A 22,866-nucleotide genomic window follows, 5' to 3' on the forward strand; every position below is an offset into this window, starting at 1 on the left:
GTTGAATCAAGACTTTGCTTGGATTGAGGTGCCATTAGATTCAATCACTTTTTTGTACCAATAAAAGGATTTTTTCTTTTTGCGGGCAAAAGTCCCTTTTCCAGCATCATCCAAGTCTACATAAATGAACCCATAACGTTTTTTCATTTCCCCAGTTCCTGCAGATATGATATCAATACAGCCCCACGGTGTATAGCCCATTAGTTTCACGCCATCATGTACAACCGCTTTGATCATCTGCTCAATATGGGCACTGAGGTAAGCGATACGCGCATCGTCAATGATCTCTTTTTGTTCGTTAAAAGTGTCAAGTGCGCCTAAGCCGTTTTCTACAATAAACAACGGCAGCTGGTAGCGATCATACAATTGGTTCAATACGATCCGCAAACCTGTCGGATCAATCGGCCAACCCCACTCCGATTCCTCTAAGTAGGGATTCTTTACCGCTTCCATCATATTGCCACGGCTCGTTTTTTCTTGTTCTTTTGTGGAGATGACCGCTGAATTGTAGTAGCTGAAAGAAAGAAAATCGACCGTTCCTTTGCGTAAAAGAGCAAGATCATCTGATTCCATGACCAGCTGCCAGCCGTTTCGTTCATACTCCTTCAAGGCATATTCAGGGTAATAGCCACGGCACTGAACATCGCTATACAGATACTTGAACATTCTAGAAACTTCGATTTCCCGCATACTGTCGTTGGGATTACAGGTTTCTGGGTACATACCAGCACTGGCAAGCATCATTCCAATTTGAAAATCGGGATTGATTTTTTTCCCTTCCATCACGCAGCGGGCACTAGCAAGAAAGACATGATGCAATGCTTGCGCCCTTTTTCCTAAGTCTTTTCCTTTGATCCCTAAAAAAACATAGCCATTCAAAAAATTGATTTCATTGAAGGTGATCCAGTACTTCACTTGCTCTTTAAAACGCTCGAACAACAAGACTGCATAATCGAGAAAATCTTCAATCGTGCACCGATCCAGCCATCCTTCACGACTTTCGGCTAAAGCCAGCGGCATATCAAAATGATTTAAGGTAACGATTGGTTCAATGCCGTATTTGAGCAGTTCATTGAAGATCCTTTCATAGAAGAGAATTCCTTCTTCATTAAGCGATTCTTTCGTTCCATCAGGAAAAATCCGTGTCCAGCTGATCGACATCCGATAAGCCTTGTAGCCTTGTTCAGCAAATAAAGCAATGTCTTCTTGCCAATGATGGTAAAAATCTGTGGCGCGATGGCTAGGATAATACTGATTTTCGTCTAAGTATCCTTGGCAATCCGCTGGCATTCCTTCATACATAGAAATGTTGCGGATTTTTCCTTGCGCATCTTTCACAGTAAGTTGACGGGGCTGTTCCTGACTGCCGCTGGTAACAATATCCAATGTAGATAGTCCTCTGCCGCCTTGATCAAAGCCCCCCTCATATTGATTGGCGGCGGTAGCGCCGCCCCATAAAAATCCTTCTGGTAAACTCATGTTATTGACTGATCCTCCTGTCTTTCTTTAGACCGCCTCTGTGACTTTCTCTGCCATAACCTCAGCTTCAAGCGCTTGCTCTTCCGCCAATGCCAGCTTGTCGGCTTTTAAGAAAAACGGCAAGTAGATCAACCCATTGATACAAATCGCAATGACTACCGCAATCACACCTTTGATCCCGATGGTCAAGATCGGTCCAATGAAGGCTGGCATGATCCAAGGCAGTGAGATCGAAGGATTCAGTGTGTCATACACCCCAAGATTGTAGCCGATGATCCCTATAATCCCATTCACCAAAGAAGTACTGACCATCGGAATAAAGAAGATCGGATTCAACATCAGTGGCAAACCAAACACTAATGGCTCATTGATGTTAAAGATCGCTGGTGCCAAGCTGAGTTTCCCAAGAGTTTTATAGCGCTGTGATTTCGAAATAAAGGGAATCAGCAACGAGATTCCTAAGGTATTGCCCGCACCTCCAAGTGCATAAAAAGCCATCACCGCTGAAAATGCCAAATGCGGCATCGGTTCTCCCTCCATAAACGCCGTTAAATTGGCAACCCCTGTAGCCATTAAAACCGGCAAGTAAATACTGAGGATCGTATTGGGATGGATCCCAAAAAACCAGAAGATCGAAATAGTGATCATAAAAATAATCGCCGAGATCGGTGTTGCCCCCAAGTTCATAATCGGTGCCCCGACCACGCCATTGATAAAATCAAAATAATCGCCCCACGCAGTTAGACTAAAGCCAATGCGGGTTAAGCAAACAAGTACAAATATAATAATGGCAATAAAGGTCGGCGAAAGCGACTGGGCAACCATTGGCGGCACCGAGTTTGGCAGTTTAACGACCAAGCCTTTTTTGTCCAATACACAATATAGACTAGACACCAATAGCGCTACGATCATCCCGCCGAAAATACCATTACTGCCGATATAGTCAAAATTTAGTCCGGCTACTTCGCCCCCATCATAGGGAATCACTTGCGGCATCAAAACGAAAAACGAGGCCAAAGATAATATCCCACCGGTCACAGGACTTGAATTTCTTTCATTGGCATTATGATAACCAATCATAAACGTCATATACAACGCAGTAATTTCCATTGTCACCTTGATGGTGGCACGCATATGTTCATCGATCCCAGTTTGCGCTAACCAAGCCAACCAAGGCTCAACGGGCAGATTGACTAAAATAGCGATCAGACTGACCCCCAATGTCAATGGCATGGTAGACATCGCCCCATATTGAATCGCTCGAATCGCTTTTATCTGACTAATTTTCCCCATTACAGGCATTATTCGATCATTGATGATAGATTTTGATTCACTCATATTTTTCCTCCCTGAAAGAAATTGGCTTTCAATCACATCAAGTTTCTCCGGATAAAACCCTTGTAACCGATTTCAATATCTCGTAAATTATTGCTTATTTCAATAGGAAGGACTGAAACTGAGACGTTTGTTTCACGATTCGTCATGAAATAGCGCGGAACATGAAAAAGAGGTCTCATTGTTCCCCGCTTCTTCAAAAACGATCTTCTAAAGACACGAGCAGCTCCTATCCCTCTCACATAAAAACGGGGCATTACACACAAAAATCGAATGATCGTGGACAGATTCAGGTGAACGCATCGTCTCACTCACCCCCGATCGCTTAATCACTACAAATCCCCAATTGCTCGCTAGACTCTCCATCCATGCAATCAATGGATTGGTGCACGCAAAAAATGATCCCTAGCTGAGAAGATGCTATCCGCTAGGAATCATAGGACAATCATATATGAGACTGATGGATCAGAATATTTCATTCCTTTGTTCACTATCTTCCTTCAAAGAATCGGAACAAACAAGCCACTGATTTTTTCTTTTGTTTTCGTCAAAAGGCTTCTGGCTTGCCATTCTTCTTTTTCTACTAATTTTGCATGAGCTAAGTCTTCCATAAATTGCTGATTTAACTCTGTGATTATTTTCGACGGCCCATAGATGAACATAGATAACTCATGGTTAAGGTAAAAACTACGAATATCAAAATTTGTTGACCCGATCGTTGCAGCAAACTCATCGACGATCATATATTTACAGTGAATAAAAGCAGTCTCATCATAGGTGTAGACTTCGACGCCGGCAGATAATAATTCATCAATAAACGAATTCGTGCCATGAAAAGAAATTCCTCGATCCCCTTTTCCCGGCACAATCAATTGTACGTTGATCCCACACCGTGCTGCTCTTCTAAGCGCACCTAAACTTTCTTCATCAGGAATAAAGTAAGGCATTGCGATCTTAATCGAATCCGTTGCCTTTCCAATGAGGTCATTAAAGGAATCCTTAATGATTCGCTCGCTATCATAGGGTCCGCCGTAGATTACCTGAACGATTTCCGAACCGCTTTGAACGTCGGTCTTCAACGGAAAATACGTAGCTGTCTGTGTCAAAAAATGAGTGACCGTTTCTTCCGTTTCATCAAGAAAGAGCCAATCATAAATAAAGCACTCTTGTACTTCTAGAACAGCAGGTCCTTCTATCCGGATGTTTGTGTCTCGCCAATAAGAAAACTTACTGCCTCGCCCACTATATTCATTTCCAATATTCATGCCTCCTGTATGTGCAATCTCCCCATCAATAACGACCATTTTACGGTGATTGCGCCAGTTCGCTTTATTACTTAGCCAAGGCGAGTTCAACAAATCATACGTGCGCACCTCTACCCCATTCTTTCTCATCAATAATAATAATTGATTAGGAAAGGCGATCGACCCCACGCTATCATACATAAACCGAACTTCCACCCCTTGTTTGGCCTTTTCGACCAGAACATTTGTCAGCTCCTCCCCTGTTTCATCCCCTTTAACGATATAAAAAAACACATGCACATGATGCTTGGCTTTCTTGATATCTTCTAGCAAAGAAGCGAACGCCTCAGCGCCTTCATTTAATACAGTCAGATGATTATTGATTGTGGGATATTTGCCTGAAAGATGAAAAATCTCAGTGGAGAGATCATGTTTCCCATGAATGACCTCTGAATGTTCTTGCAAAATAGCCGAAACCGTTCGCTGCACTTCCCGTTCATTTTGTATCTGCTGTTTGGGCAACTTCCTTAATCGAGGTTCACGACCAATTAAATAATACAACATGACTCCTACAATCGGTAAAAACAATAAAGCTAAGATCCAAGCAATCTTCGAAGTTCCATCCCTTTGATCAAAAACCACTAAGTAGCCACAAAGAAGAATCGCCAAAATTTCAATGGCCTGCCAAGCATAAATCATCTGATTTAAAAAGAGAATTAATCCAACCGTCACAAGTATCAGTAAAAGCGTTAAAATTTTGTATTGCTGTAATTTGTTTTTGATCATCCTTCACTCCATCCAAATATGCGCTTATTAATAAACGCTAAAGTAAAAAGCCTCACTATATACTATGATTATATACGTTCTCGTTACGCAAATGTAACTCATTTCATCCCCTACTACTCATTTTTTACCTATTATTTATTAAGAAGAGACGATTTGCAGAAACGAAACGGTAAATGACAAGCGCCTATTCAAATCGGTGCACCAATTAAAACAAACCCTGTAAGCATCCCTCGACTTGCTGAAACAGCAATTTTCCTTACGCAATCGCCAAATTTGAATAAATCCCATCTTTCCTTTACTATAAACGAAATCCGATCGTTTTTTTAGCACGGTTATACTATCAAGGAGGTTGTTATGGCAATTCATGTGATGTGGTTTAGAAAGGATCTGCGCTTAGAGGACAATACGGCGCTTACTGAGGCGCTTTTGTCTCTTCAAGCAAACGACCAATTGTTGTGTGTGTTTCATCTCAATGAAAAGCAGTTTCTCCCCGATGCACCAAGCCATGATTACTTTTTTAGCGCGGTTGCTCACTTTATCGAGGCTGCCAAAAAGCAAAATCTGACGATCCACCTCTTGACGGGGACTTTGACAGAAGCCTTTGATCAGTTGTTCGCTCACTATCCAGAATGGAGCCAACTGTACTTCAACTTTGATAACCGTGGATTTGGTCGTAAACGCGACCTCTATATAAAAGAATTGGTCGAGAAAAAAGGCGTCACTGTCCATTTCTTTGAAGAACATCATCTGCACCAACCAACGGAAGTCACCAAAGAGGACGGGACGTATTACAAAAAATTTACGCCCTATTATAAGAAATGGATCCAGCTGCCCAAACCGGTGTATCAAAAGCAGGCCCTTGATTTTGAAAAAGCCGTTGATTTTGATGATGCATCTCACTTTAAAGCGGGGACAGCGTTGCTTGCTAAGCTACTAAAAAATAGAAAGATCGATTTTTCAACGATCGTTGGGGAAGACTATGCGCATAAACAATTGCAGGCCTTTGTGCAAAAGCGTTTGGCCGCCTATGAAAAAGACCGTGATCTCCCTTCGATCAAAGGAACCAGCCGCCTGTCCCCTTTCTTGTCTTTTGGACAACTCTCTATTCGGAAGGTTTGGGCCGCTTGCCAAGGAATGCCACCCAGCACTGGCAAAGCGACCTTTTTAAAAGAACTGGCTTGGCGAGATTTTTATCATATGATCTACTTCACTCATCCGGAGCAAAAAAACTATGAACTCATTGAGAAATATCGAAACATGGATTGGCAAAAGGATGAAGAGGCGTTTAACAAATGGCAAGCAGGACAAACCGGCTATCCGATCATTGATGCCGCGATGCGGCAGCTGAATCAAACCGGTTGGATGCATAACCGTCTACGGATGATCGTCGCTTCCTTTCTAACCAAAGATTTATTGATCGACTGGCGGCAAGGAGAAGCCTATTTTGCTCGACAATTGATCGACTACGACGCTGCCAGCAATATCGGCGGCTGGCAGTGGGCAGCTTCGACTGGCACCGATGCGGTTCCTTACTTTCGAATTTTCAACCCCATCACTCAGGGGAAAAAATTCGACAAAGAGGGGACGTTTATCAAACAATTTGTTCCCGAACTCGCCCAGTTGCCGCTAAAATTCATCCACGAACCTTACCTGATGACTGACGAAGAACAAGCCGACCTAAAGGTAGTTTTAGGCACCGACTATCCGTTGCCTATAGTCGACCATAACGAAGCCAGGAAAAGAGCCCTCGATTTGTATAGTAAAATCGAGCCGTAAGCAGCTGTCATGGCCTGCGCTCAAACATTTTCAGTAGAAAAAAACCAGCAAAGACGCTCCGTAAGAGCTCGTCTTTGCTGGTTTTTTATTAAACTGATGCGCCGTTTTTCATCTTTCTATAGTGAAAAAAACAACGACACGTCTTATCAAATAGTCTGCTGGTGAGCATACAAAAAAGAAACATTTTCCATGCTGTGTTTTTTTATTAAGGTCTTTTCGCCTGATTCCGCACTTATTTCTAGTCACTCTAAGCAACAATCCCCTGACGATTTATAGATAGAACCCTTTATTAGCGGCGTTCCCCACTTTTCCACGACTGGCTAGTAACATTTCTCCTTGCAAAACTGTTCGTCTGTTGAAAGGTCATCTATAGAACCATTCTGTTATAATATCTCCATATTTGAGGATAAGGATGGTTTATATGAAAAAAATAATCGGATTCGTCTTAGTCGTACTTTTAGGGTTTGCCGGATACAAAGGCTATGAATATTATCAATCCACCTACTCAGGACAAACAGCTTACGCGTATGTCCCATCTGAGATTCTCCCTAAGGTAGAACATGAAAGTAAAAGCGGCATCGGCGACCAGTCGCCTTGGTATTCTTACGATTACACGTTAAACTTTGTAAAAGAAGATGGTAGCACACAAACACTCGAGGTTTCATTATCAGAAGATAACGCAAAACCCTTAACCCCAAATTCTTATGTAAAAGCGGTGATCAGTGAAAAGCGCACAATAAAAGGCCCGAATAGCGTTGAAAAAGATGCAATTCCCAAAAAGGTTCTAGAAAAATTAGAAAATCAGAACTAACGATTGCAGACTCACATCATTATGTGGGTCTTTTTTTTACATCCTTCCAAAACCAGCATTTTGAATCCCTTCTGTTATTTTCACGCTTGATGTCTTCTGCTCTGTTGCGATACGTTATACAAGGATACTGGACACATTATCTAGCAGAAAGCTGCTTGACTGATCCCTGTTTTCATTCCGTCATCAATGATAAGAGCAATTCAAGCGCCTTTTCCTTTCCCTACTTCGCAGATAATTGAAAAAGCAGCGAATCACCTATCCGTTGACTCGCTGCTTTTTAACTAACAAGTGATGGCTCACACCACAAAAGAATGATACTTAGAATAAGCAATTTGATCGACGATCGCAGAAACCTGATTGACGTCTAAATCGGCACCAATGGCGGTCACTTGATAAAATTGGTCATAATTGTTCCCTAATTGGGGGAGATTGGCATTGGAAATCAACAAGTCAAACGTCTCGTCCGGAGTATAGGGTAAAACAACAACATTTTGCTTGCCTTTTAGTTCATTTTTTAACAAGTAAATCGAAGCATCCGCCAAAAGACTAGAGCACATATTTAAGACCCCGATCCGTACCCGATATTCTTCTTTAGGCGATAACATATAAATTAAAAAGACTAGGCGTTTCTTGAGATAGTTGAGTTTCGTGGGCGTAAACAAGTTGGTCGGTGCAATAATGTGTTCCAGAATGTCTGAGATCACTTGATCCCGCAAGGAATTGTGAAACATTTTGTGGTAATAATTTAGCGTGACTCGATCGATGGAATAATTCACTCCATGAAAGTAATAAACTTGTGCGATTAAGGAAAAGACATTGGCTTTGATATCGATCGTCGTATGCGAGGCATCAAGACGATAAATGGACTGGATTGCTGCCATGACTTCATCGGTGATCTCAAAGACGGGATTTTTATTAGTGTACAGTCCTAAGCGAAGTTCCTCGTAAGGAATCCCGCCCACCGTAATGAGGAAGAGACAGATAAAGAATGGCACGATCTTCGCTTCATCTACTGAGCAGATACATTTTTTAGAAGCATAGATCTGTCGAATAAAGTGACAGAGGGGCATCTCTTGGCAGCGCTCGATTTTGGTTTGTTCTTCTGGACTTAAACTTCCCAAGGTCGTGTGAGACGTGACTTTTTTCATAATCACATACAACCAGATCTTCAGCTGCTTTTGTTGGGCAATCGATAAGGTTATTTTTTTCGCTAACTCCGCAACCAGGTCATCGATCAAAACAGAATCGATCGTTGTCGCACCCATTTTGAAAAAATTATAGTAAAAATAAATGCGTTGTGTCATCGTTCCAACTAGTTTTTTGTTTCTGATCTTTAATTCAAAATGCTGCAACAACTGATTGCACTCAGCAATCAATCGATTGAGGGTCCCCACACTTATGTTTAATTCATCAGCCAAGACGAAGGCATCATAGCCTGCATGTTGAAACAAATAATGGATGATTTGATATTTAGCAGATTTTTTCAATAGCGTGTCGGTCAAATCATCCAGTGAGACACTATCGGTTACTTGCAGTTCCAACGTATAACGATTGATGATAAATGAGACCTTCTCATTTTTTAGTTGCCGTTGAAGGCTCTCTGATAATTTCGTCAAGGTCGGCATCGTAATATCTAATTCCCGACACGCATCACTTTTTTTGATATGACCGGTCGATAAATACAAAAATTTGAGCAAGATATACTCTAATTTTAAGTCCTTATCCAGTAAGTCTTCTTTATACATGACTGTTTTTCCTCCAGTGTAAATCTATATTCATTCAGAATAGTTACAACCAATTTACAGAAAAAGATAGCAGTACGTTACTTATGAAACAAACAAGCGCAGTAAAAACAGGCCCTTTCTACACATATTTTTCCTTCACTTACTCCCCAACAAACCATGACTGACAAACAAAAACCCTCGATGCAAGACGAATTTCCCTAAGAATTCCCTCACGACAACGTTCTAAGATTTCCTTTTCGTTTATGTAAAACGTTCTTCTCTAAAAAAATATATTTAGACCATAATAATTAATACTATCACAAGTCAGAAATGTCAATAAATGAAATTATCAAGCACTGTTTTTTTACTTTCTCTTAAAAAACGACACTATCAAGTGCTTACCCGTTCTTACAAACAAAAAAATCAAAGGCAGTCGATGCAACCGCCTTTGATTTTTCTATAAACCAAGGTTCATTCAGTCTTGCAAAAAACGTTTCATAAAGGGACTTTTTATTCATTGAAAAAAGCAATGAAAGGGTTTCTAGCGATACCGTTTCTTAATGTGAAAAGCCATAGGTTTGATCGGATGAAACATGACGGCTTGGTCGCTTGTTCAAGCGCTCGATTCCTTCTTTCATGTCTTGCACCAGATCCATTGCCATTTGCATACTTAAATCTGCCCGGCAGACAAAGCGTTGGATATTGATATGTGATAGATTATCAGGTAATGGATAGGTAGGGACTTGCCAGCCTTTCATCGCAAATTCATCCGTCAAATCATACAGATTCCAAGAAATATCGGCATCTTCTTTTAATTTGTAGCAGACGATCGGCAACCGTGAACCATCATTATAAATATCGAAGTAACCCATGTTTTCAATCTCTTTTGCTAAATATTGGGCAACATCGCTGGTCTTTTTGTGGATCAAGCGGTAGCCTTCAAACCCATTGCGGATAAAGGTGTAATATTGTCCGATGATTTGGCTGGCGCTTCTTGAAAAGTTGATGGCCATCGTTGGCATTTCACCGCCAAGATAACTTACTTTAAAGACCAACTCTTCTGGTAAGAAATCTTTTTCTTTCCAAAGCACCCAACCGATACCAGGGTAGACTAACCCATATTTATGTCCAGACGTACTGATGGAACGAACGTTTTTCAAACGGAAATCCCATTCAAGTTCTGGTTCCATAAATGGCGTGTACAATCCCCCACTAGCCGCATCCACGTGGATGTAGACTTTGTAGTCGGTGTGTTTGTTGTATTCCTCTAATTTCTTGTCTAGTGCTTTGATATCATCGTATCGTCCAGTGTAAGTGATTCCTAAAATACCAACGACCCCGATCGTATATTCATCTAAATAGTCCGTGACCTTTTCAACATTAATGCTGCCATGTTCTTCATCGATAGGGATCGTTCGCATTTCAATGTCCCAGTAGACACAGAATTTTTCCCAAACGACTTGATAGGCAGAAGAAATCACTAAGTTTGGTTTTTGTTTATTGATATCTAAGCCAAGTTTTTTTGCCCGATTGCGCCAAGCAAATTTTAAGGCCAATCCACCTAACATACACGCTTCACTTGAGCCTACCGTTGATGTACCGATAAAATCGGACGCTTCTGGGGCATGCCATAAATCAGCGATCATATTGACACAGCGGTTTTCAATTTCTGCTGTCCGTGGGTACTCGGTTTTATCGATGGCGTTTTTATCAAGGGTTTCACTCATAATTTTGACTGCTTCTGGTTCCATGTAGGTTTGACAGAACGTCGCCAAATTTTGTCTTGAGACCCCTTCATCGATCAATTGATCTTTGACTAATTCATAGGCATCCCGCGGTACCAAGGACTCTTTTGGTAATTTGTACATAGGGATCGCTTGATCCATTGCCTCATTCCCATAGATAGGCTCCAAATATTGGGCTTCTTTTCGATTTTTTTTACTAAATAACATGCAGCTCTCCTCCTCATAGGTTGTGCTTTTTATTTTTTATCGCTTGCTTTTTCACCTACATATTTATAGATGACAAACGGTATCACGACAATAATCAGCCAACTGATGATCAAGATGGCTAAATAGGTTCCGCCCTTTCCGGTGCCGATATCGCTCGGTGGAAAGAAGGAAATAAAGAAAGAAAAAATAGAAACAAGCAAACCAACCATCGCAACACCAATTTTCACATTTTTCCCACCAGGAATATGATACGTTCTTGTTAAGTCGTCTTTTTCTTTGACTAATTTAATATAGGAAAGAAACAAGAGGACATAAGCCACCAGATAGATGCAGACCGTCAACGCCATCGCAACGAAGAAGGATAGATTGGCGCCTCCACCGCCTAATGTCAAGACAACCGCCCAAATGGAAACAATGATGCCTTGTACCAAAACGATATTGATTGGGACATTGTGTTGATTGACTTTGGCCATTTGTTTTGGCAGCAAGCCATTTTCAGCTGCTTCAAGCATCGCAGTCGATGGGCCGACCACCCAAGCAGCAATTTCTGCAATGACACCTAAACAGATGACCACGGCAATCAAACGAACCAGCCATTCTCCGCCGCCAAAATGATGGATCAAATAAGAATAGGCTTGAATCACGCCAGTATCAAGAGACAATTGATTTTGGGGAATCGTGGCAGCCACCGTTGCCCCACCTAACGTATCCAAAAGAATCGTTGCTACAACTAAAATCAAAATAGCTTTCGGGTAATTCTTTCCAGGATTGTCCATATCTTTTACGTGACTGGCAGAAGATTCAACCCCTGCATAGGCTAAAATAAAGGAAACAAAAACGACCAGCGTATTGATTTTCGTGAAATCAGGAATCCAAGCGCCTGATCCAAAAGAAACTTTGACGGGATTCCCTTGAGCAATGTAGACAATTCCTAAGATAAAAAGAATGATCCCTGTTGCGACGATCCCCACAAAGAACCCTACTTTGGCAATCTTCGCAGTATTTTTTGTTCCGCCAAATTGCGAGATCGTGATCAGCCAAAAGATCACTAAAGTGGCAATCAGCTTCAGCCAAACATTCGTATTAAGAGCCGGCCAATTTAGGGCATAGGAAAGCGCCCCGACAATAAAGTAAATCATCGTAATAAAGCCTACCGTGATTTGGAACCATTGGAAGAAAATGGCAGCAAAGCCCCATTTTCTCCCTAATGTTTTTGAGACCCAGGTATAGAGTCCCCCTTTTTCCCATCCCTTTACAGTAGCCATCTCCGCAGAGCAAAGGGCTACAGGGATAAACCAGAGGAAACCGCCGACGAGTAAATAAAAAACTAAATTCATCTTCGATGTCGCAAAGGTTGGATACTCATATACCGTCATCACCATTGAAGCAGTTATTGCAAAAAAACTCAACAATGATAGTTTTTTCTTGCTAGTATCCATTTTTTTTACCTCCTATCGTTAGATACTATTTTTCAGCAGCGGAAGATAGATCAATATGGTACGTATGTGTCAAATCTCCATCTGCTTTAAATTCGATTTCGACCGCTTTGATCGCTGGCAAACTTTGTTCTTGCGCCACTTTAAAATGAATAAAGCCATCTTTATGTTTGTCATGGGTCAAAATCTCATCATCTAAGTAGTCCACAAACACTTCCGCTTCTACTTTTTTGCCATCATTCAACACCAAGTATGCTTTATCAGGTTTGATTTTTTTGTCTTTCGAATCTTCATTAAACAATTGATATTTCAGTGAGAGCAATGTTTTGTATTCTTTGTCTTTGTCTTTGAATTCTTCTACATTCACGATTTTTACATGATTCACTAAAAAGCGAATGTGGTCCCAACCAGCATTTTCATAATTCGTTTCATACCAAACGACGTCTTTGATTTTCGGATCGATTCCCTTAGTTACGATTTCTTCAAAATACCCGTCATCACTCAATTTTTCACTTCCCACAACTACTTCATCTGACGAATCGCTGATCAACGTTTCCGTTCCAGACCCAGAGACCACTTCCCCTGATTCTTCCACTGTTGAGCATGCACCTAGAGTAAACAAAACGCCTACACCTAAAACGAAACCTGCAACTAATGATGTTTTCTTCATTGTAAATCCTGTCCTTTCTTTTATTATTTTTATTCCATCTCAGGTATACCATTTAACCCAAAAAAGCGAATACCTAATTTTTTATTTTAAAAACAAAAAAACGCGAAAAATAATTCGCGTTTCGGTGCTATCATGAAGTGCAGATAAGAACAATGACCATTGAAAAGAAAGGACTGAGTTTTTTTGAGAGCGCTTGTGGTCGTCCTAACTGCCGTTTTGTTATGTATCAGCCCTCTTTCAGCTGACTTTTATCTGGAAAAGACGGACAGACATACTTCTAACGCAATGTTTTCTCGGATAGAAGTTGCCCAAAATGAGTGGGCGACTACTGGATCAAAAAGATTTGTTGGAACGCTGATGCTTCCTGATGCAAAAGGCAGCCTGTTGACAGCTGACGGGCATTTTATGAGAAGACCTTCCAAGCTTGCGACGAATAGACGCGTAGCAATAGCAGCTTGTAGGGTTCAAAAAACACCCAAAATCGCACGGGGCAGTCATCTGTCTCAGCGCTGTAGCTCTTTAGCCCCTACGACTTTGCGGTTAGAAAAAGCGTGTCAGGCACGGCAATCAAACGTCCTTAGCTCTCATCCGAGTATCTGGTGTCGTACATGACGCCTTCATCCACAGGGTTTCCGCAGTGATGGCACATAGGTAAGTCAAAAACAAATGATCCTCAAAACGTTTATCCTCCGGCGTATCCTAGACAAATCTACTTCCCCATCCTGAACAAAAAAATAGCCACTACCTACTTTCCACTTACTTGTGCCATCCTCTGCTTGATAAAATGATCAAAATTTTTTGATTGAAAAGAAAAAATTGCCTATTCTGTTTTGATCATTTTTTTAGTGATCGATCATTACTTAGCTAGCTAAGCCCCCCAAACCTCAAGCAGCCCCCGAAAACAGTTTCGGAGGCTGCTTGGGGTGAGCTTTGCTCACTATTTAGTTTTCTTATAAAAATTTTAATATGAGAAATCATTTATTACAATATGAATGAGAAAATTGAGTTACGCTTTCTATTTTCATAAGTAAGTATAGATTCTATTCACAATGTAACATAGTAACCTTATTTAACTAAGCTATTTTTTTAAGAAGACCTTATCAATCTTCTGAAGCAAAAATATTCCACCAGATTATATTAGTCTTGCCGAAGCCATTTTTATATGCTCTTCAATATTGTACTTATAGCTAACGCACTTCGACTCACCTGTATTCATTCGAATTAACGGACAGCCTCCTAAACACAAAGGTTGAACTTTACAACTTGAACATTTCGCTTTCGAAAAAAATTTGTACTCTGTAAATGTTTTATGCACACTGTTCAATTGTATTCCTGTATAGATATCTCCAACTCGTCCAATCGTTTTACCAATATGAACCCAGCATTTATATAAAAATCCATTAGGGTCGATTACATAGTCATCTCGATTGATAGCTTCGCAGAACCCAATCGTTGTCCGTGGTATGGCAACAATATTTATCCCTCTTTCCAAAAGACTTTTATAAACCATTATTTCTTCTTTCGAAAACTCTTGGGATGTATAACATGTGGGTGTTTTGTAGGTATCAAAATCCTCTACCGGCGCAAGATAAAAGCCAACTTTCTTAAGTAAATTAAAATTATCCAGCGAGTTCATCAAACGAATAACATCTTCATGATTATTCTCCCTATCTATATTTACTCTTACAGTTACTGGAATATATTTTAGAGTTTTAACTATATTCTGTAATATTCTTGCAAATGTCCCTTTCCCATTTGTTAAACATCTTCTAGAATCATGATTTATCTGATCCCCATCCAGAGTAATTTGAGCATAATTAACGTGATAACTTTTTAAAAGTTGTGCAACTTTTTCTGTTAGCAAATAACCATTGGATACAATTTCTGCGTTGAAATTTTTATATTTTTTTTCGTTTTTCATTATTATTTCACTTATAACTTTAATAGAGTTCAATCCCATCAAAGGCTCTCCTCCATACCAAATTACTTTCAATGACTGATGGGGTAATACATTTTTAAGAATAAACTCAGCTGTTTTCTTAGCAGTTTCAGTAGTCATAGTATGTTGTCTAAACCCTTGCTCGTAACAATAAAAACAGGAAAAATTACAGTTCATCGTAGGGGCAATTGTGAAAGTTACTTGACTAGGATTATATCGTTTTTCATTTGCCACAGACACTAATCTTGCTTCTTCATCAATCTCATCGGAAACAATGATATTTTGATTTTCTAAATAAGAGAATAATTCTGTTTTCTCAAAGTTATCGTTATTAATAAAAGTCTGTAGATCATGGAACTCGCTTTGAGTTAGTAAAACGATAGCAGAGTATACCGAATTGTACAAAAGTATTTCATTATCCACTTCTTCAACAATCGTATATTGCGATAATTTCATAAAATCACTCCTAATTAAATTGGGTAAAAAATTTTCTGTTACCTAGATTTGTATGCTTTACAAAAGAACGTATGAATGTTTCTCTATCAATTGAATAGTTGGGGTTACATGAAGTATCACACTGTACCTTTCCTCGACACACTGCAATTAATTCACATGAATTACACTGATTGTTGCTTTTCGGAAGAACACTCTTTTGGTCATAAAGGCTATATTGAACATCTTCTGCAAAAGAAGATGATTCTGTAAAACTTTTTATTATTCTACGTTCATAAAAATTTGTTGCATTACATAACCCTATAGATCCATCAGAGAAAAACTTTACAGACCAAGGATTATACGCATCGCACTCAAAGCGATACGAAGAAAATGGAGAGACATTCACCAGGAAACCGTTTTCAATTAGGTGATCAATTGCAGTTGAAGATACCCACTTTAGATATTTTTCATAGGATAATGCATTGAAATAATTTTCATTAAACTCATAGTTATTAATGTAATAGCAATTGATATGGGCTTTGATATCACTTTGGCGGATCGTAACGAGAAAAGACTGAAACTCTTCTGTATTTTTATCAGATGTATTATAACCAATATGGATTTTAACACGTCCGCTCTTAGATGCTACCGCTAGATTTTCAAAAATCTTATCATACGTTCCGCTTCCACTCTTAAGAGATCTATTTCTATCATGATCTTTTCTAGATGTTAGTGTAGTATCGACAATTAAAGAATCAAAATGATTTATAAAATCTGGAGTGAGTAGATAGGCGTTTGTTCCTAAACCATAAGAAATTGAGAGTGATTTCTCTGACGCAATTTGATCAATCTTACTTTTAATTGCGAGAATTCTTTTTTTATAAAGAAGTGGCTCGCCCCCGAAAAAATAGATATATAGTCTCCGAACGCCTAGCTGAGCAATGTCTAAAATGTATTGCATTATATTATTTATCGTCTGATCAGTAATAACATTTTTAGAAAGGAAATCATTCTGGTAACAATAAGTACACGAAAAGTTGCAATCTTCTGTGATATTTATAGTGATAGTAACTAAGTCTCTCTTTAAATTGATTGTTTTCTGTTTATAACTTTCCAAATCACCGTGTATAAATCCATTTTCAAATAAATATTTTCGTTCACCTTCACTTATTTCGCTCGAAATCTCCGTTTTACTTTTCATTTTTTTTGAATCAATAGTAACTATTTCTTGCGTTAATGTATTGCAAAGAATAGTCTCGTTACCGTTCTCAATGATATCGACATACCGTGAAAAACGCATCACCTAACCCCCTTTTTCAATAATTATACATTTCACAAAATAATATTTCGATTTTTTTTTAATTTGTGATATAGTTTTTACATAGGAGGGAGAGAATGAAAAAAATATTAAAAAGAAACCAACCACTTTTCTTTTTGCATGTGATTTTATGCGCAATGGCAGCGCTCATTCAAGTTGGGGTTGCTTTGGTGTATAGACAAATCACCGAGGTTGCTATGTCAGGAGATGTAAAAAGACTTTTATTTATTGGTATATTCGCCTTCTTTTACATCTTATTGAACACGATGAGCGATTTTATTCCAAGAAGAAGTAAATCCGTCTTAGTTCAATCAATAATGAATCAACTGAGAGAGAGTCTCTCGCAGAAAATCGTTCGAATGAATCCGGTACTATTTCTTAAAAATGAGAAAAACGAGTATCTCTCAAAGTTGGCAAATGAAATGAAAGTCGTTGAATTAGAATTTTTAAAGCCCGGATTTGGACTGATTTTAAGCATTTTTACCTTTCTATTCTCTCTTTTATTCACACTAAAATTAAACACTTCTTTTTCATTGATTATGCTGCTCTTAGCTTTTAGTCCTTTGCTAGCCCCTTATTTCGCTAAGCGAATCCTTAGTGATCGTCGCAAGTCCGTTGTTCTGGAGCAAGATCGTACACTTAGTTTATTTGACCAACTTCTCTCAGGATACCTGACCTTACGTGTCGGCAAAGGTTTTCCAACATATACGAAAATTTTTACTAACAGTAGTGAACGATTAAAAAAGGAAAGTATCACTTTTGAAACCTTACAAGGACTGACTTATGCAATTTCTTTTGGACTTGGGGATCTTGCCTATTCAGGGACATGGATCGTTGGTGGTTTCTTTGTTGCTGCCAAAATAATCACCATTCCCGATCTTATTGCGATGACTACACTAATGAGTACGATTGCCGGTCCGTTAGAGTATTTCAGTACTTCAGTTACAGATATTTTAGCGAGCAAGAAGGTCGCGGACGATCTTATAGCTTTCATTGATGGTACCGATGATGATGAGCCCAATCGCTCACTTGAACTTGCAGAACCAATAAATACTTTATCGATTGAAAATCTGCATTTCCATCATGGAAATCGTTTGATTTTTAATGGTTTTACTCAAACATTTGAGCGTGGAAAAAAATATGCTATCACTGGCGCAAGCGGTAGCGGGAAGTCGACACTATTGAATATTTTAGCGGGAATTTACCCTATCGACGATCATCAAGTATTGGTTGACCAGCAAGAGATGAATCAGCTATCTAGAGACTCCCTTTATGAGAAAGTTGCACTTGTCCAACAAAAAACTGCTATCTTCCAGACGAGTATTGCTTACAACGTTTCTATTTTTAGTGAATACGAACTTGAAAAAATCGTTGATGTTTTAAAACGAAGTGGATTAGATGATCGCTTTGATAACAATGATTTAACCGATACGCAAGATAATACATGGATAAACTTTCTTTCTGGCGGCGAGCTTAGACGGCTTGAGATTGCTCGGGCAATCTTTAAAGATTCCGATGTTATTCTTTTTGACGAACCAACATCTGGTCTAGACAGTATAAACGAGATGATTATCAGTGACTTAATCTGCTCACTTACAGATAAAATAATCATTGTCGTTACTCACTCAACAAATCAGGAATTTCTAGGTTCATTTGATGAGCTAATTCAGTTAAATAAATCATGAATTTAGATGATATAGGCCTACCTTATGTCATCTGGAAATATAAAAGAAAGGAGAGGTATACAATGAAAGTAATCTCTGAAGCTTCAAAAGAACAAATCATCACCATGTGTGGAAGTAATCAGCATTCCCATCATCCACCAATCATCTTACCTGAAGAGACTGATACACCATTTTCAAATCAGAAAAAAGAAGAGATAAAAAAAGAAGAGAAAGCTAGTTAAGAGAAAATCATTTGATCCTTACTTTACTTATTAATAAGGATAATAGCAATCAAAGAAGGGGTCGTGACTAGCTATATATGTCTCGACTCCTTCTTACATATTTCCCGCAAACGCAAATAATTTTTAACAGCTACTTGTTATCAACTTTCTTCATATAAAGAATTGGATAAGGGTTTCCTTGTTCGTCTAACTCGCTTCTTTTGTATACCTCAAATCCCATATGCTCATAAAATCCTTTCGCCTGAGGATTCTGTTCATTTACTCCCAGTTCATTTACAGCATAGTTTTCCATCCCGTATGCCAAGAGTTTTCTTCCTAGTCCCTTGCCTCTTTGTTCATTTGCTATAAAAAGCATTTCAAGATTTCGATCCGAGATCCCCATGAAGCCAGCTGGCTCTCCATTTTCACTTTCTACGATAATCAAATGTGGCACATGATGCAATGCCTCTGGAATGTATTGCTTAATGGCTTGGATTTCGGTCTCTGACAAAAAGGTGTGCGTCGCCTTAACAGAACTCTCCCATACTTCAATTAATTGTTGCTCTAACTTTTGATTCATACTACTTACTTCTTTTATATTCATGGATAATCACACTCTCATCAGCTTAATTTCGTTTTTCCTAACAAGAACCGATTGTTTCCTTGATCCAAACTAAGAATTTTCATCATCATCATAACATGAGATGGATTTAATTAAAATCTATGGATAAAAACTGCCTCGCTCAAATAGATAACGAAACAATCAATTCTAAGAGAGTATGACTTGCTTTGAAACACACTAAGAAAGGAGCTTTCAATACTGATGATTTCTCAAATCATTCTGTTGAAATAAAAATGCTTGTAGCTTTTTCTTCCCGAATAGTCGCCATAACGAACAAAATATATTCTTTTCAATAAACGATTTTAAACCACTTGCCCTAGAGTCCACTTCAGGGTTTATGATTACTTATAGAAAAGATAAGGAGAACCAACGATGAATATAAAAAAAGCAGCGGAAATGTTTGATTTGAGCGTAGACACATTGCGCTATTATGAACGAGTCGGTGTGATTCCACCTGTCCAACGCAATGAGAGTGGCTATCGGGTGTACACAACAAATGATCTAAACTGGATCTATTTAGCAAAACATTTACGAAATGCAGGATTGTCGATCGAATCGCTAATTGAATTTGCTCAATTGGCACAAGTACGTGAAAGTCAAAACGTCGAAACAGCTCAGAAACAGATTTTAGCCGATCAACTCGAAGAATTAGAGAAAAAGTTAGCAGCAATGCAGGAAGTAAGAGACCTACTTATTTATAAGATAGAAACGTATGATGAGCATATCGCAAAATTTAAAGCAGGAAATATGACCCCTGATAAAGTGGAAAAATTATGGGAACGAAAAAAGTAACATCTTTCACTTGCTATGGACTTAACTCCAAGGTTTAGGATAGAACATGCAATGAAAATTAGAGGAGGAAACATTATGCAAACAATCACACTCAATAATGGTGTCACCATGCCGCAACTAGGATTTGGCGTTTATCAAATTCCTTTGGAAGAAACAGCAGAAGCTGTTTACCAAGCAATCAAAGCTGGGTATCGACTGATCGACACTGCTTCTATTTATGGAAATGAAACAGAAACAGGCGAGGGAATCAAGCGCGCCATCACTGAAGGTCTAGTCACTCGAGAAGAACTTTTTGTTACCTCTAAATTATTTATTCTCCAAGCTTCCGAAGATAAAGCGAAAGAAACGATTGAACATTCGCTTGAAACAATGGGATTAACTTATCTTGATCTCTACCTTATTCACCAACCATATGGAGATATTTATGGTGCTTGGCGCTCAATGGTTGCTGCTCAAAAAACAGGAAAATTACGTGCAATTGGCGTTTCAAATTTCAAATCAGCTAAGATGATCGAGTTTGTCGGCTTGAATGAGGCGAAACCTCAAATCAATCAAATCGAAGTGAACCCTTGGAATCAACGAGCGGAAGATCAGGAATGGCATGAAAAATATGACGTCCAAGTTGAAGCTTGGGCTCCCTTTGCAGAAGGACGCCATGACCTATTTACCAATCCGACATTAGCAGAAATTGGCAAGCAATATGGCAAAACGGTTGGTCAAGTTGTTCTTCGCTGGTTGATGCAAAGAGGGATTGTCGCTTTAGCAAAAACAGTTCGTCCAGAACGGATGGCTGAAAACATTGCTATTTTTGACTTTGAGCTTTCCCAAGAAGACATTGAAAAAATAGCCGCTTTAGATAAAAAAGAGTCCGCATTCTTTGACCACGATGCCCCCCAACAAGTGGAATGGTTTATGGAGCGGATGTTAGATACTGAAAGTTAATAGGTTTTTATTGAAGAAAACCAATACAAGTCCGCTCACATTGCAAAAGGAAGCGGACTTGTATTAGTTCTTACTGAATTGTATGTCGTCACTTTTCTTTGTCAGTATGACAATGTTCTTGGAAATAGGGCCAGTGAGTCATCTTTGAACAAGGAGTTGCTTTTCATATTTAGCAGTGGAACCTAAATGATGATCTAAAAAATGACGAAGGACAGACATTCGTAGATAAGAACTGTACAAAACAACATGCCTAAGACGCTTCTCTGACCTCTCAAATGTACTTTCACCAAATATGTTTTAGAGATTCTATACGTACATAATAGATAAATTGCCCCCAATTCTTCTACTATTAAGAGGAAACATTAAGAAGAAATCTTTAGATCAAGATAGCTGCTGCCATCACAACGAAATTATAGAAGCTATGTGCAAAAATGGATTCCCAAATATTTCCCCTACGTAAATAGGTGATCGTCAAATAAAACCCTATGACAAAGTAGGGAAAAAGAGCAAAAAGATTCCCGTTCACATTTACGATATGACTTTCAGTAAAAAGCAAGAGGCTTCCGACAGCAGTGATGATTCTCAACCATCGTTTTTCTCCAACATAAATCAGTGTATAGCGATAAAGCATTTCCTCGAAAACAGGTGCTAGCAAAAGTACATCGAATACAAATGGAAGGGTTCTTTGATCGGAGAGATAAACAAAAATCAACGCATTGAGATCACGAAATAAAAGAATATTAATTAAACCGATAGTGAGGATAATACTAGTAGGTACGATGAGACCGATTTTTATTAGCGCAATTTTATTTATCTTTTTATAACTCTCTACTAAATAGTTACGGAAAAGAAGGATACCAAGTAAAACGAACAATAGTTTTACTCCGAAATGATTATAACTCATCAAATATCTTGCATAAGAAGAAGGAATGCCACGTATTGCTAGCCCCTTCCATAGGACATAAAACAATAAAAATAACCCTCTTTTCAACTTATCCCTCCTAATGAACGAAAGCTTTATACTCCAGATAGTTTTACTCTTCTTTCAGTTCTTCCTATCTCTAAAATAACAATAAACCAAATAACCACTCGAGCATACTAACAAAGGAAGTCCGACATAGAGCATACCAGTTCCTAATGGATAATTAATAGCAAGATCAAGTTGGATATTCTTAAGCTCTTCTTGGCTTATTGTGTCAAAATCTTGAATAGGAATCAAAATCGTTTGTAAAAAAAAGCCAACGACCGTGATAAAAAGACTGAAACAAAAAACGCCGAGTGCAAATTTTTTCATAAGAGACCTCTTTTCAGCATACACTTTATTGCTTTACCATCTTATTATACATATCAATCATTAAAAAAAGAAACTTAAAATATTTTTACACATTATACTTACAACAATTAACAAGGAAACCATCCTATAGAAGTCATTCCTTAGCTGGAAAAAGGAGTCTCCTCACTAATAATTCTTCCATCAAACAACATAGGAAGTGCTTAATTTCCTTCATTCGACTTACTTGAAATCTGCCTCTATGAAGACTAGAAACACGTATCCAAATCACCGCTATCCACCGTATTTAGAGTATCGATGTGCTTTTTTAAGACAGTGCCGAATTGGCAGACCTTTTCTCCGAAAAAATCAGAGGAGATGCTAACAAAAATACCGCTAGCAGCAAACGAATCATCGTCCTTACCAACGGCATTTTATTAAAGACTTCTG

At 38.9% G+C, this 22,866-nt stretch carries 18 protein-coding genes; 6 read left to right on the plus strand and 12 right to left on the minus strand.

All coding sequences use genetic code 11. The annotated features are described in order from the left end of the window. Nucleotides 1-6: 6 nt before the first annotated feature. The 3 genes from IGJ26_RS15455 to cls all read right to left on the minus strand — a co-directional run bounded on the left by IGJ26_RS15455 (nt 7) and on the right by cls (nt 4,844). Nucleotides 7-1,479 (minus strand): glycoside hydrolase family 1 protein, encoded by a 1,473-nt coding sequence (locus tag IGJ26_RS15455; protein WP_429946864.1) that lies wholly within the window; start codon nt 1,477-1,479, stop codon nt 7-9. A gap of 27 nt (nt 1,480-1,506) precedes the next feature. After that, nucleotides 1,507-2,817: a PTS sugar transporter subunit IIC gene (locus IGJ26_RS15460; RefSeq protein WP_430599719.1), complete on the minus strand. Its 1,311-nt coding sequence runs from the start codon at nt 2,815-2,817 to the stop codon at nt 1,507-1,509. Between the two features lie 497 nt (nt 2,818-3,314). After that, nucleotides 3,315-4,844: a cardiolipin synthase gene (gene cls / locus IGJ26_RS15465; RefSeq protein WP_005233225.1), complete on the minus strand. Its 1,530-nt coding sequence runs from the start codon at nt 4,842-4,844 to the stop codon at nt 3,315-3,317. Nucleotides 4,845-5,198: 354 nt separating this feature from the next. Here cls and IGJ26_RS15470 point away from each other — a divergent pair, with 354 nt between their 5' ends. Together IGJ26_RS15470 and IGJ26_RS15475 are read left to right on the plus strand one after the other, a co-directional pair. Further along, nucleotides 5,199-6,620, plus strand: a complete 1,422-nt coding sequence (locus IGJ26_RS15470) for a cryptochrome/photolyase family protein (protein ID WP_194188682.1) — start codon at nt 5,199-5,201, stop codon at nt 6,618-6,620. 421 nt (nt 6,621-7,041) lie between these two features. After that, a complete protein-coding gene (locus tag IGJ26_RS15475) occupies nt 7,042-7,431 on the plus strand; it encodes a YxeA family protein (RefSeq protein WP_035006924.1) in 390 nt (129 codons plus the stop codon). Nucleotides 7,432-7,727: 296 nt separating this feature from the next. Here the strand turns inward: IGJ26_RS15475 and IGJ26_RS15480 are convergent, their stop codons facing one another. The 6 genes from IGJ26_RS15480 to IGJ26_RS15505 all read right to left on the minus strand — a co-directional run bounded on the left by IGJ26_RS15480 (nt 7,728) and on the right by IGJ26_RS15505 (nt 16,887). Next, nucleotides 7,728-9,176: a helix-turn-helix domain-containing protein gene (locus tag IGJ26_RS15480; protein ID WP_008380272.1), complete on the minus strand. Its 1,449-nt coding sequence runs from the start codon at nt 9,174-9,176 to the stop codon at nt 7,728-7,730. A 536-nt stretch (nt 9,177-9,712) separates the two neighbouring features. Further along, nucleotides 9,713-11,107, minus strand: coding sequence for a glutamate decarboxylase (locus IGJ26_RS15485; protein WP_005233215.1), 1,395 nt, complete (start codon nt 11,105-11,107; stop codon nt 9,713-9,715). Between the two features lie 29 nt (nt 11,108-11,136). Further along, the gene (locus IGJ26_RS15490; RefSeq protein ID WP_005230559.1) at nt 11,137-12,546 is read right to left on the minus strand and encodes an amino acid permease; all 1,410 of its coding nucleotides are present in this window, start codon (nt 12,544-12,546) and stop codon (nt 11,137-11,139) included. A 25-nt stretch (nt 12,547-12,571) separates the two neighbouring features. Further along, complete coding sequence (locus IGJ26_RS15495) at nt 12,572-13,213, minus strand: hypothetical protein (RefSeq protein ID WP_005230557.1); 642 nt, start codon at nt 13,211-13,213, stop codon at nt 12,572-12,574. Between the two features lie 1,132 nt (nt 13,214-14,345). Next, nucleotides 14,346-15,608 carry a radical SAM/SPASM domain-containing protein gene (locus IGJ26_RS15500; RefSeq protein WP_005233213.1) on the minus strand — a complete coding sequence of 421 codons (1,263 nt, stop codon included), beginning with the start codon at nt 15,606-15,608 and terminating at the stop codon, nt 14,346-14,348. A gap of 10 nt (nt 15,609-15,618) precedes the next feature. Further along, a complete protein-coding gene (locus IGJ26_RS15505) occupies nt 15,619-16,887 on the minus strand; it encodes a radical SAM protein (RefSeq protein WP_005230552.1) in 1,269 nt (422 codons plus the stop codon). A gap of 95 nt (nt 16,888-16,982) precedes the next feature. Between IGJ26_RS15505 and IGJ26_RS15510 the strand changes: the two genes are divergently transcribed. Both IGJ26_RS15510 and IGJ26_RS15515 read left to right on the plus strand, forming a co-directional pair. Further along, nucleotides 16,983-18,590, plus strand: a complete 1,608-nt coding sequence (locus IGJ26_RS15510) for an ATP-binding cassette domain-containing protein (RefSeq protein WP_005233211.1) — start codon at nt 16,983-16,985, stop codon at nt 18,588-18,590. 62 nt (nt 18,591-18,652) lie between these two features. Then, nucleotides 18,653-18,811: a hypothetical protein gene (locus IGJ26_RS15515; protein WP_008380281.1), complete on the plus strand. Its 159-nt coding sequence runs from the start codon at nt 18,653-18,655 to the stop codon at nt 18,809-18,811. A gap of 130 nt (nt 18,812-18,941) precedes the next feature. On the opposite strand, the gene IGJ26_RS15520 is transcribed toward IGJ26_RS15515, so the two are convergent. Beyond that, nucleotides 18,942-19,394, minus strand: a complete 453-nt coding sequence (locus tag IGJ26_RS15520) for a GNAT family N-acetyltransferase (RefSeq protein ID WP_034871927.1) — start codon at nt 19,392-19,394, stop codon at nt 18,942-18,944. A 390-nt stretch (nt 19,395-19,784) separates the two neighbouring features. On the opposite strand from IGJ26_RS15520, the gene IGJ26_RS15525 reads away from it, so the two are divergent. Both IGJ26_RS15525 and IGJ26_RS15530 read left to right on the plus strand, forming a co-directional pair. After that, nucleotides 19,785-20,204: a MerR family transcriptional regulator gene (locus IGJ26_RS15525; protein WP_005233209.1), complete on the plus strand. Its 420-nt coding sequence runs from the start codon at nt 19,785-19,787 to the stop codon at nt 20,202-20,204. Between the two features lie 75 nt (nt 20,205-20,279). Then, nucleotides 20,280-21,146, plus strand: coding sequence for an aldo/keto reductase (locus IGJ26_RS15530; RefSeq protein ID WP_008380285.1), 867 nt, complete (start codon nt 20,280-20,282; stop codon nt 21,144-21,146). Between the two features lie 376 nt (nt 21,147-21,522). Here IGJ26_RS15530 and IGJ26_RS15535 read toward each other — a convergent pair whose 3' ends face one another. Further along, nucleotides 21,523-22,137 (minus strand): CPBP family intramembrane glutamic endopeptidase, encoded by a 615-nt coding sequence (locus IGJ26_RS15535; RefSeq protein ID WP_301389500.1) that lies wholly within the window; start codon nt 22,135-22,137, stop codon nt 21,523-21,525. Between the two features lie 54 nt (nt 22,138-22,191). Next, nucleotides 22,192-22,440, minus strand: coding sequence for a hypothetical protein (locus IGJ26_RS15540; protein ID WP_008380289.1), 249 nt, complete (start codon nt 22,438-22,440; stop codon nt 22,192-22,194). Nucleotides 22,441-22,866: the final 426 nt, after the last annotated feature.

Origin of the sequence: Enterococcus sp. AZ095a (assembly GCF_050546735.1) — a bacterium.
Classification (GTDB): Bacteria; Bacillota; Bacilli; order Lactobacillales; family Enterococcaceae; genus Enterococcus_D; species Enterococcus_D entomosocium.

Excerpts from the sequence above, each read along its gene's own strand:
- IGJ26_RS15525 (WP_005233209.1), top strand. The coding sequence starts at position 19,785 with ATGAATATAAAAAAAGCAGCGGAAATGTTTGATTTGAGCGTAGACACA.
- IGJ26_RS15475 (WP_035006924.1), top strand. The coding sequence starts at position 7,042 with ATGAAAAAAATAATCGGATTCGTCTTAGTCGTACTTTTAGGGTTTGCC.
- IGJ26_RS15495 (WP_005230557.1), bottom strand. The coding sequence starts at position 13,213 with ATGAAGAAAACATCATTAGTTGCAGGTTTCGTTTTAGGTGTAGGCGTT.
- IGJ26_RS15515 (WP_008380281.1), top strand. The coding sequence starts at position 18,653 with ATGAAAGTAATCTCTGAAGCTTCAAAAGAACAAATCATCACCATGTGT.
- IGJ26_RS15490 (WP_005230559.1), bottom strand. The coding sequence starts at position 12,546 with ATGGATACTAGCAAGAAAAAACTATCATTGTTGAGTTTTTTTGCAATA.
- IGJ26_RS15470 (WP_194188682.1), top strand. The coding sequence starts at position 5,199 with ATGGCAATTCATGTGATGTGGTTTAGAAAGGATCTGCGCTTAGAGGAC.
- IGJ26_RS15505 (WP_005230552.1), bottom strand. The coding sequence starts at position 16,887 with ATGCGTTTTTCACGGTATGTCGATATCATTGAGAACGGTAACGAGACT.
- IGJ26_RS15460 (WP_430599719.1), bottom strand. The coding sequence starts at position 2,817 with ATGAGTGAATCAAAATCTATCATCAATGATCGAATAATGCCTGTAATG.
- IGJ26_RS15480 (WP_008380272.1), bottom strand. The coding sequence starts at position 9,176 with ATGTATAAAGAAGACTTACTGGATAAGGACTTAAAATTAGAGTATATC.
- IGJ26_RS15500 (WP_005233213.1), bottom strand. The coding sequence starts at position 15,608 with ATGAAATTATCGCAATATACGATTGTTGAAGAAGTGGATAATGAAATA.
- IGJ26_RS15485 (WP_005233215.1), bottom strand. The coding sequence starts at position 11,107 with ATGTTATTTAGTAAAAAAAATCGAAAAGAAGCCCAATATTTGGAGCCT.
- IGJ26_RS15455 (WP_429946864.1), bottom strand. The coding sequence starts at position 1,479 with ATGAGTTTACCAGAAGGATTTTTATGGGGCGGCGCTACCGCCGCCAAT.
- IGJ26_RS15510 (WP_005233211.1), top strand. The coding sequence starts at position 16,983 with ATGAAAAAAATATTAAAAAGAAACCAACCACTTTTCTTTTTGCATGTG.
- IGJ26_RS15520 (WP_034871927.1), bottom strand. The coding sequence starts at position 19,394 with ATGAATATAAAAGAAGTAAGTAGTATGAATCAAAAGTTAGAGCAACAA.
- cls (WP_005233225.1), bottom strand. The coding sequence starts at position 4,844 with ATGATCAAAAACAAATTACAGCAATACAAAATTTTAACGCTTTTACTG.
- IGJ26_RS15540 (WP_008380289.1), bottom strand. The coding sequence starts at position 22,440 with ATGAAAAAATTTGCACTCGGCGTTTTTTGTTTCAGTCTTTTTATCACG.
- IGJ26_RS15530 (WP_008380285.1), top strand. The coding sequence starts at position 20,280 with ATGCAAACAATCACACTCAATAATGGTGTCACCATGCCGCAACTAGGA.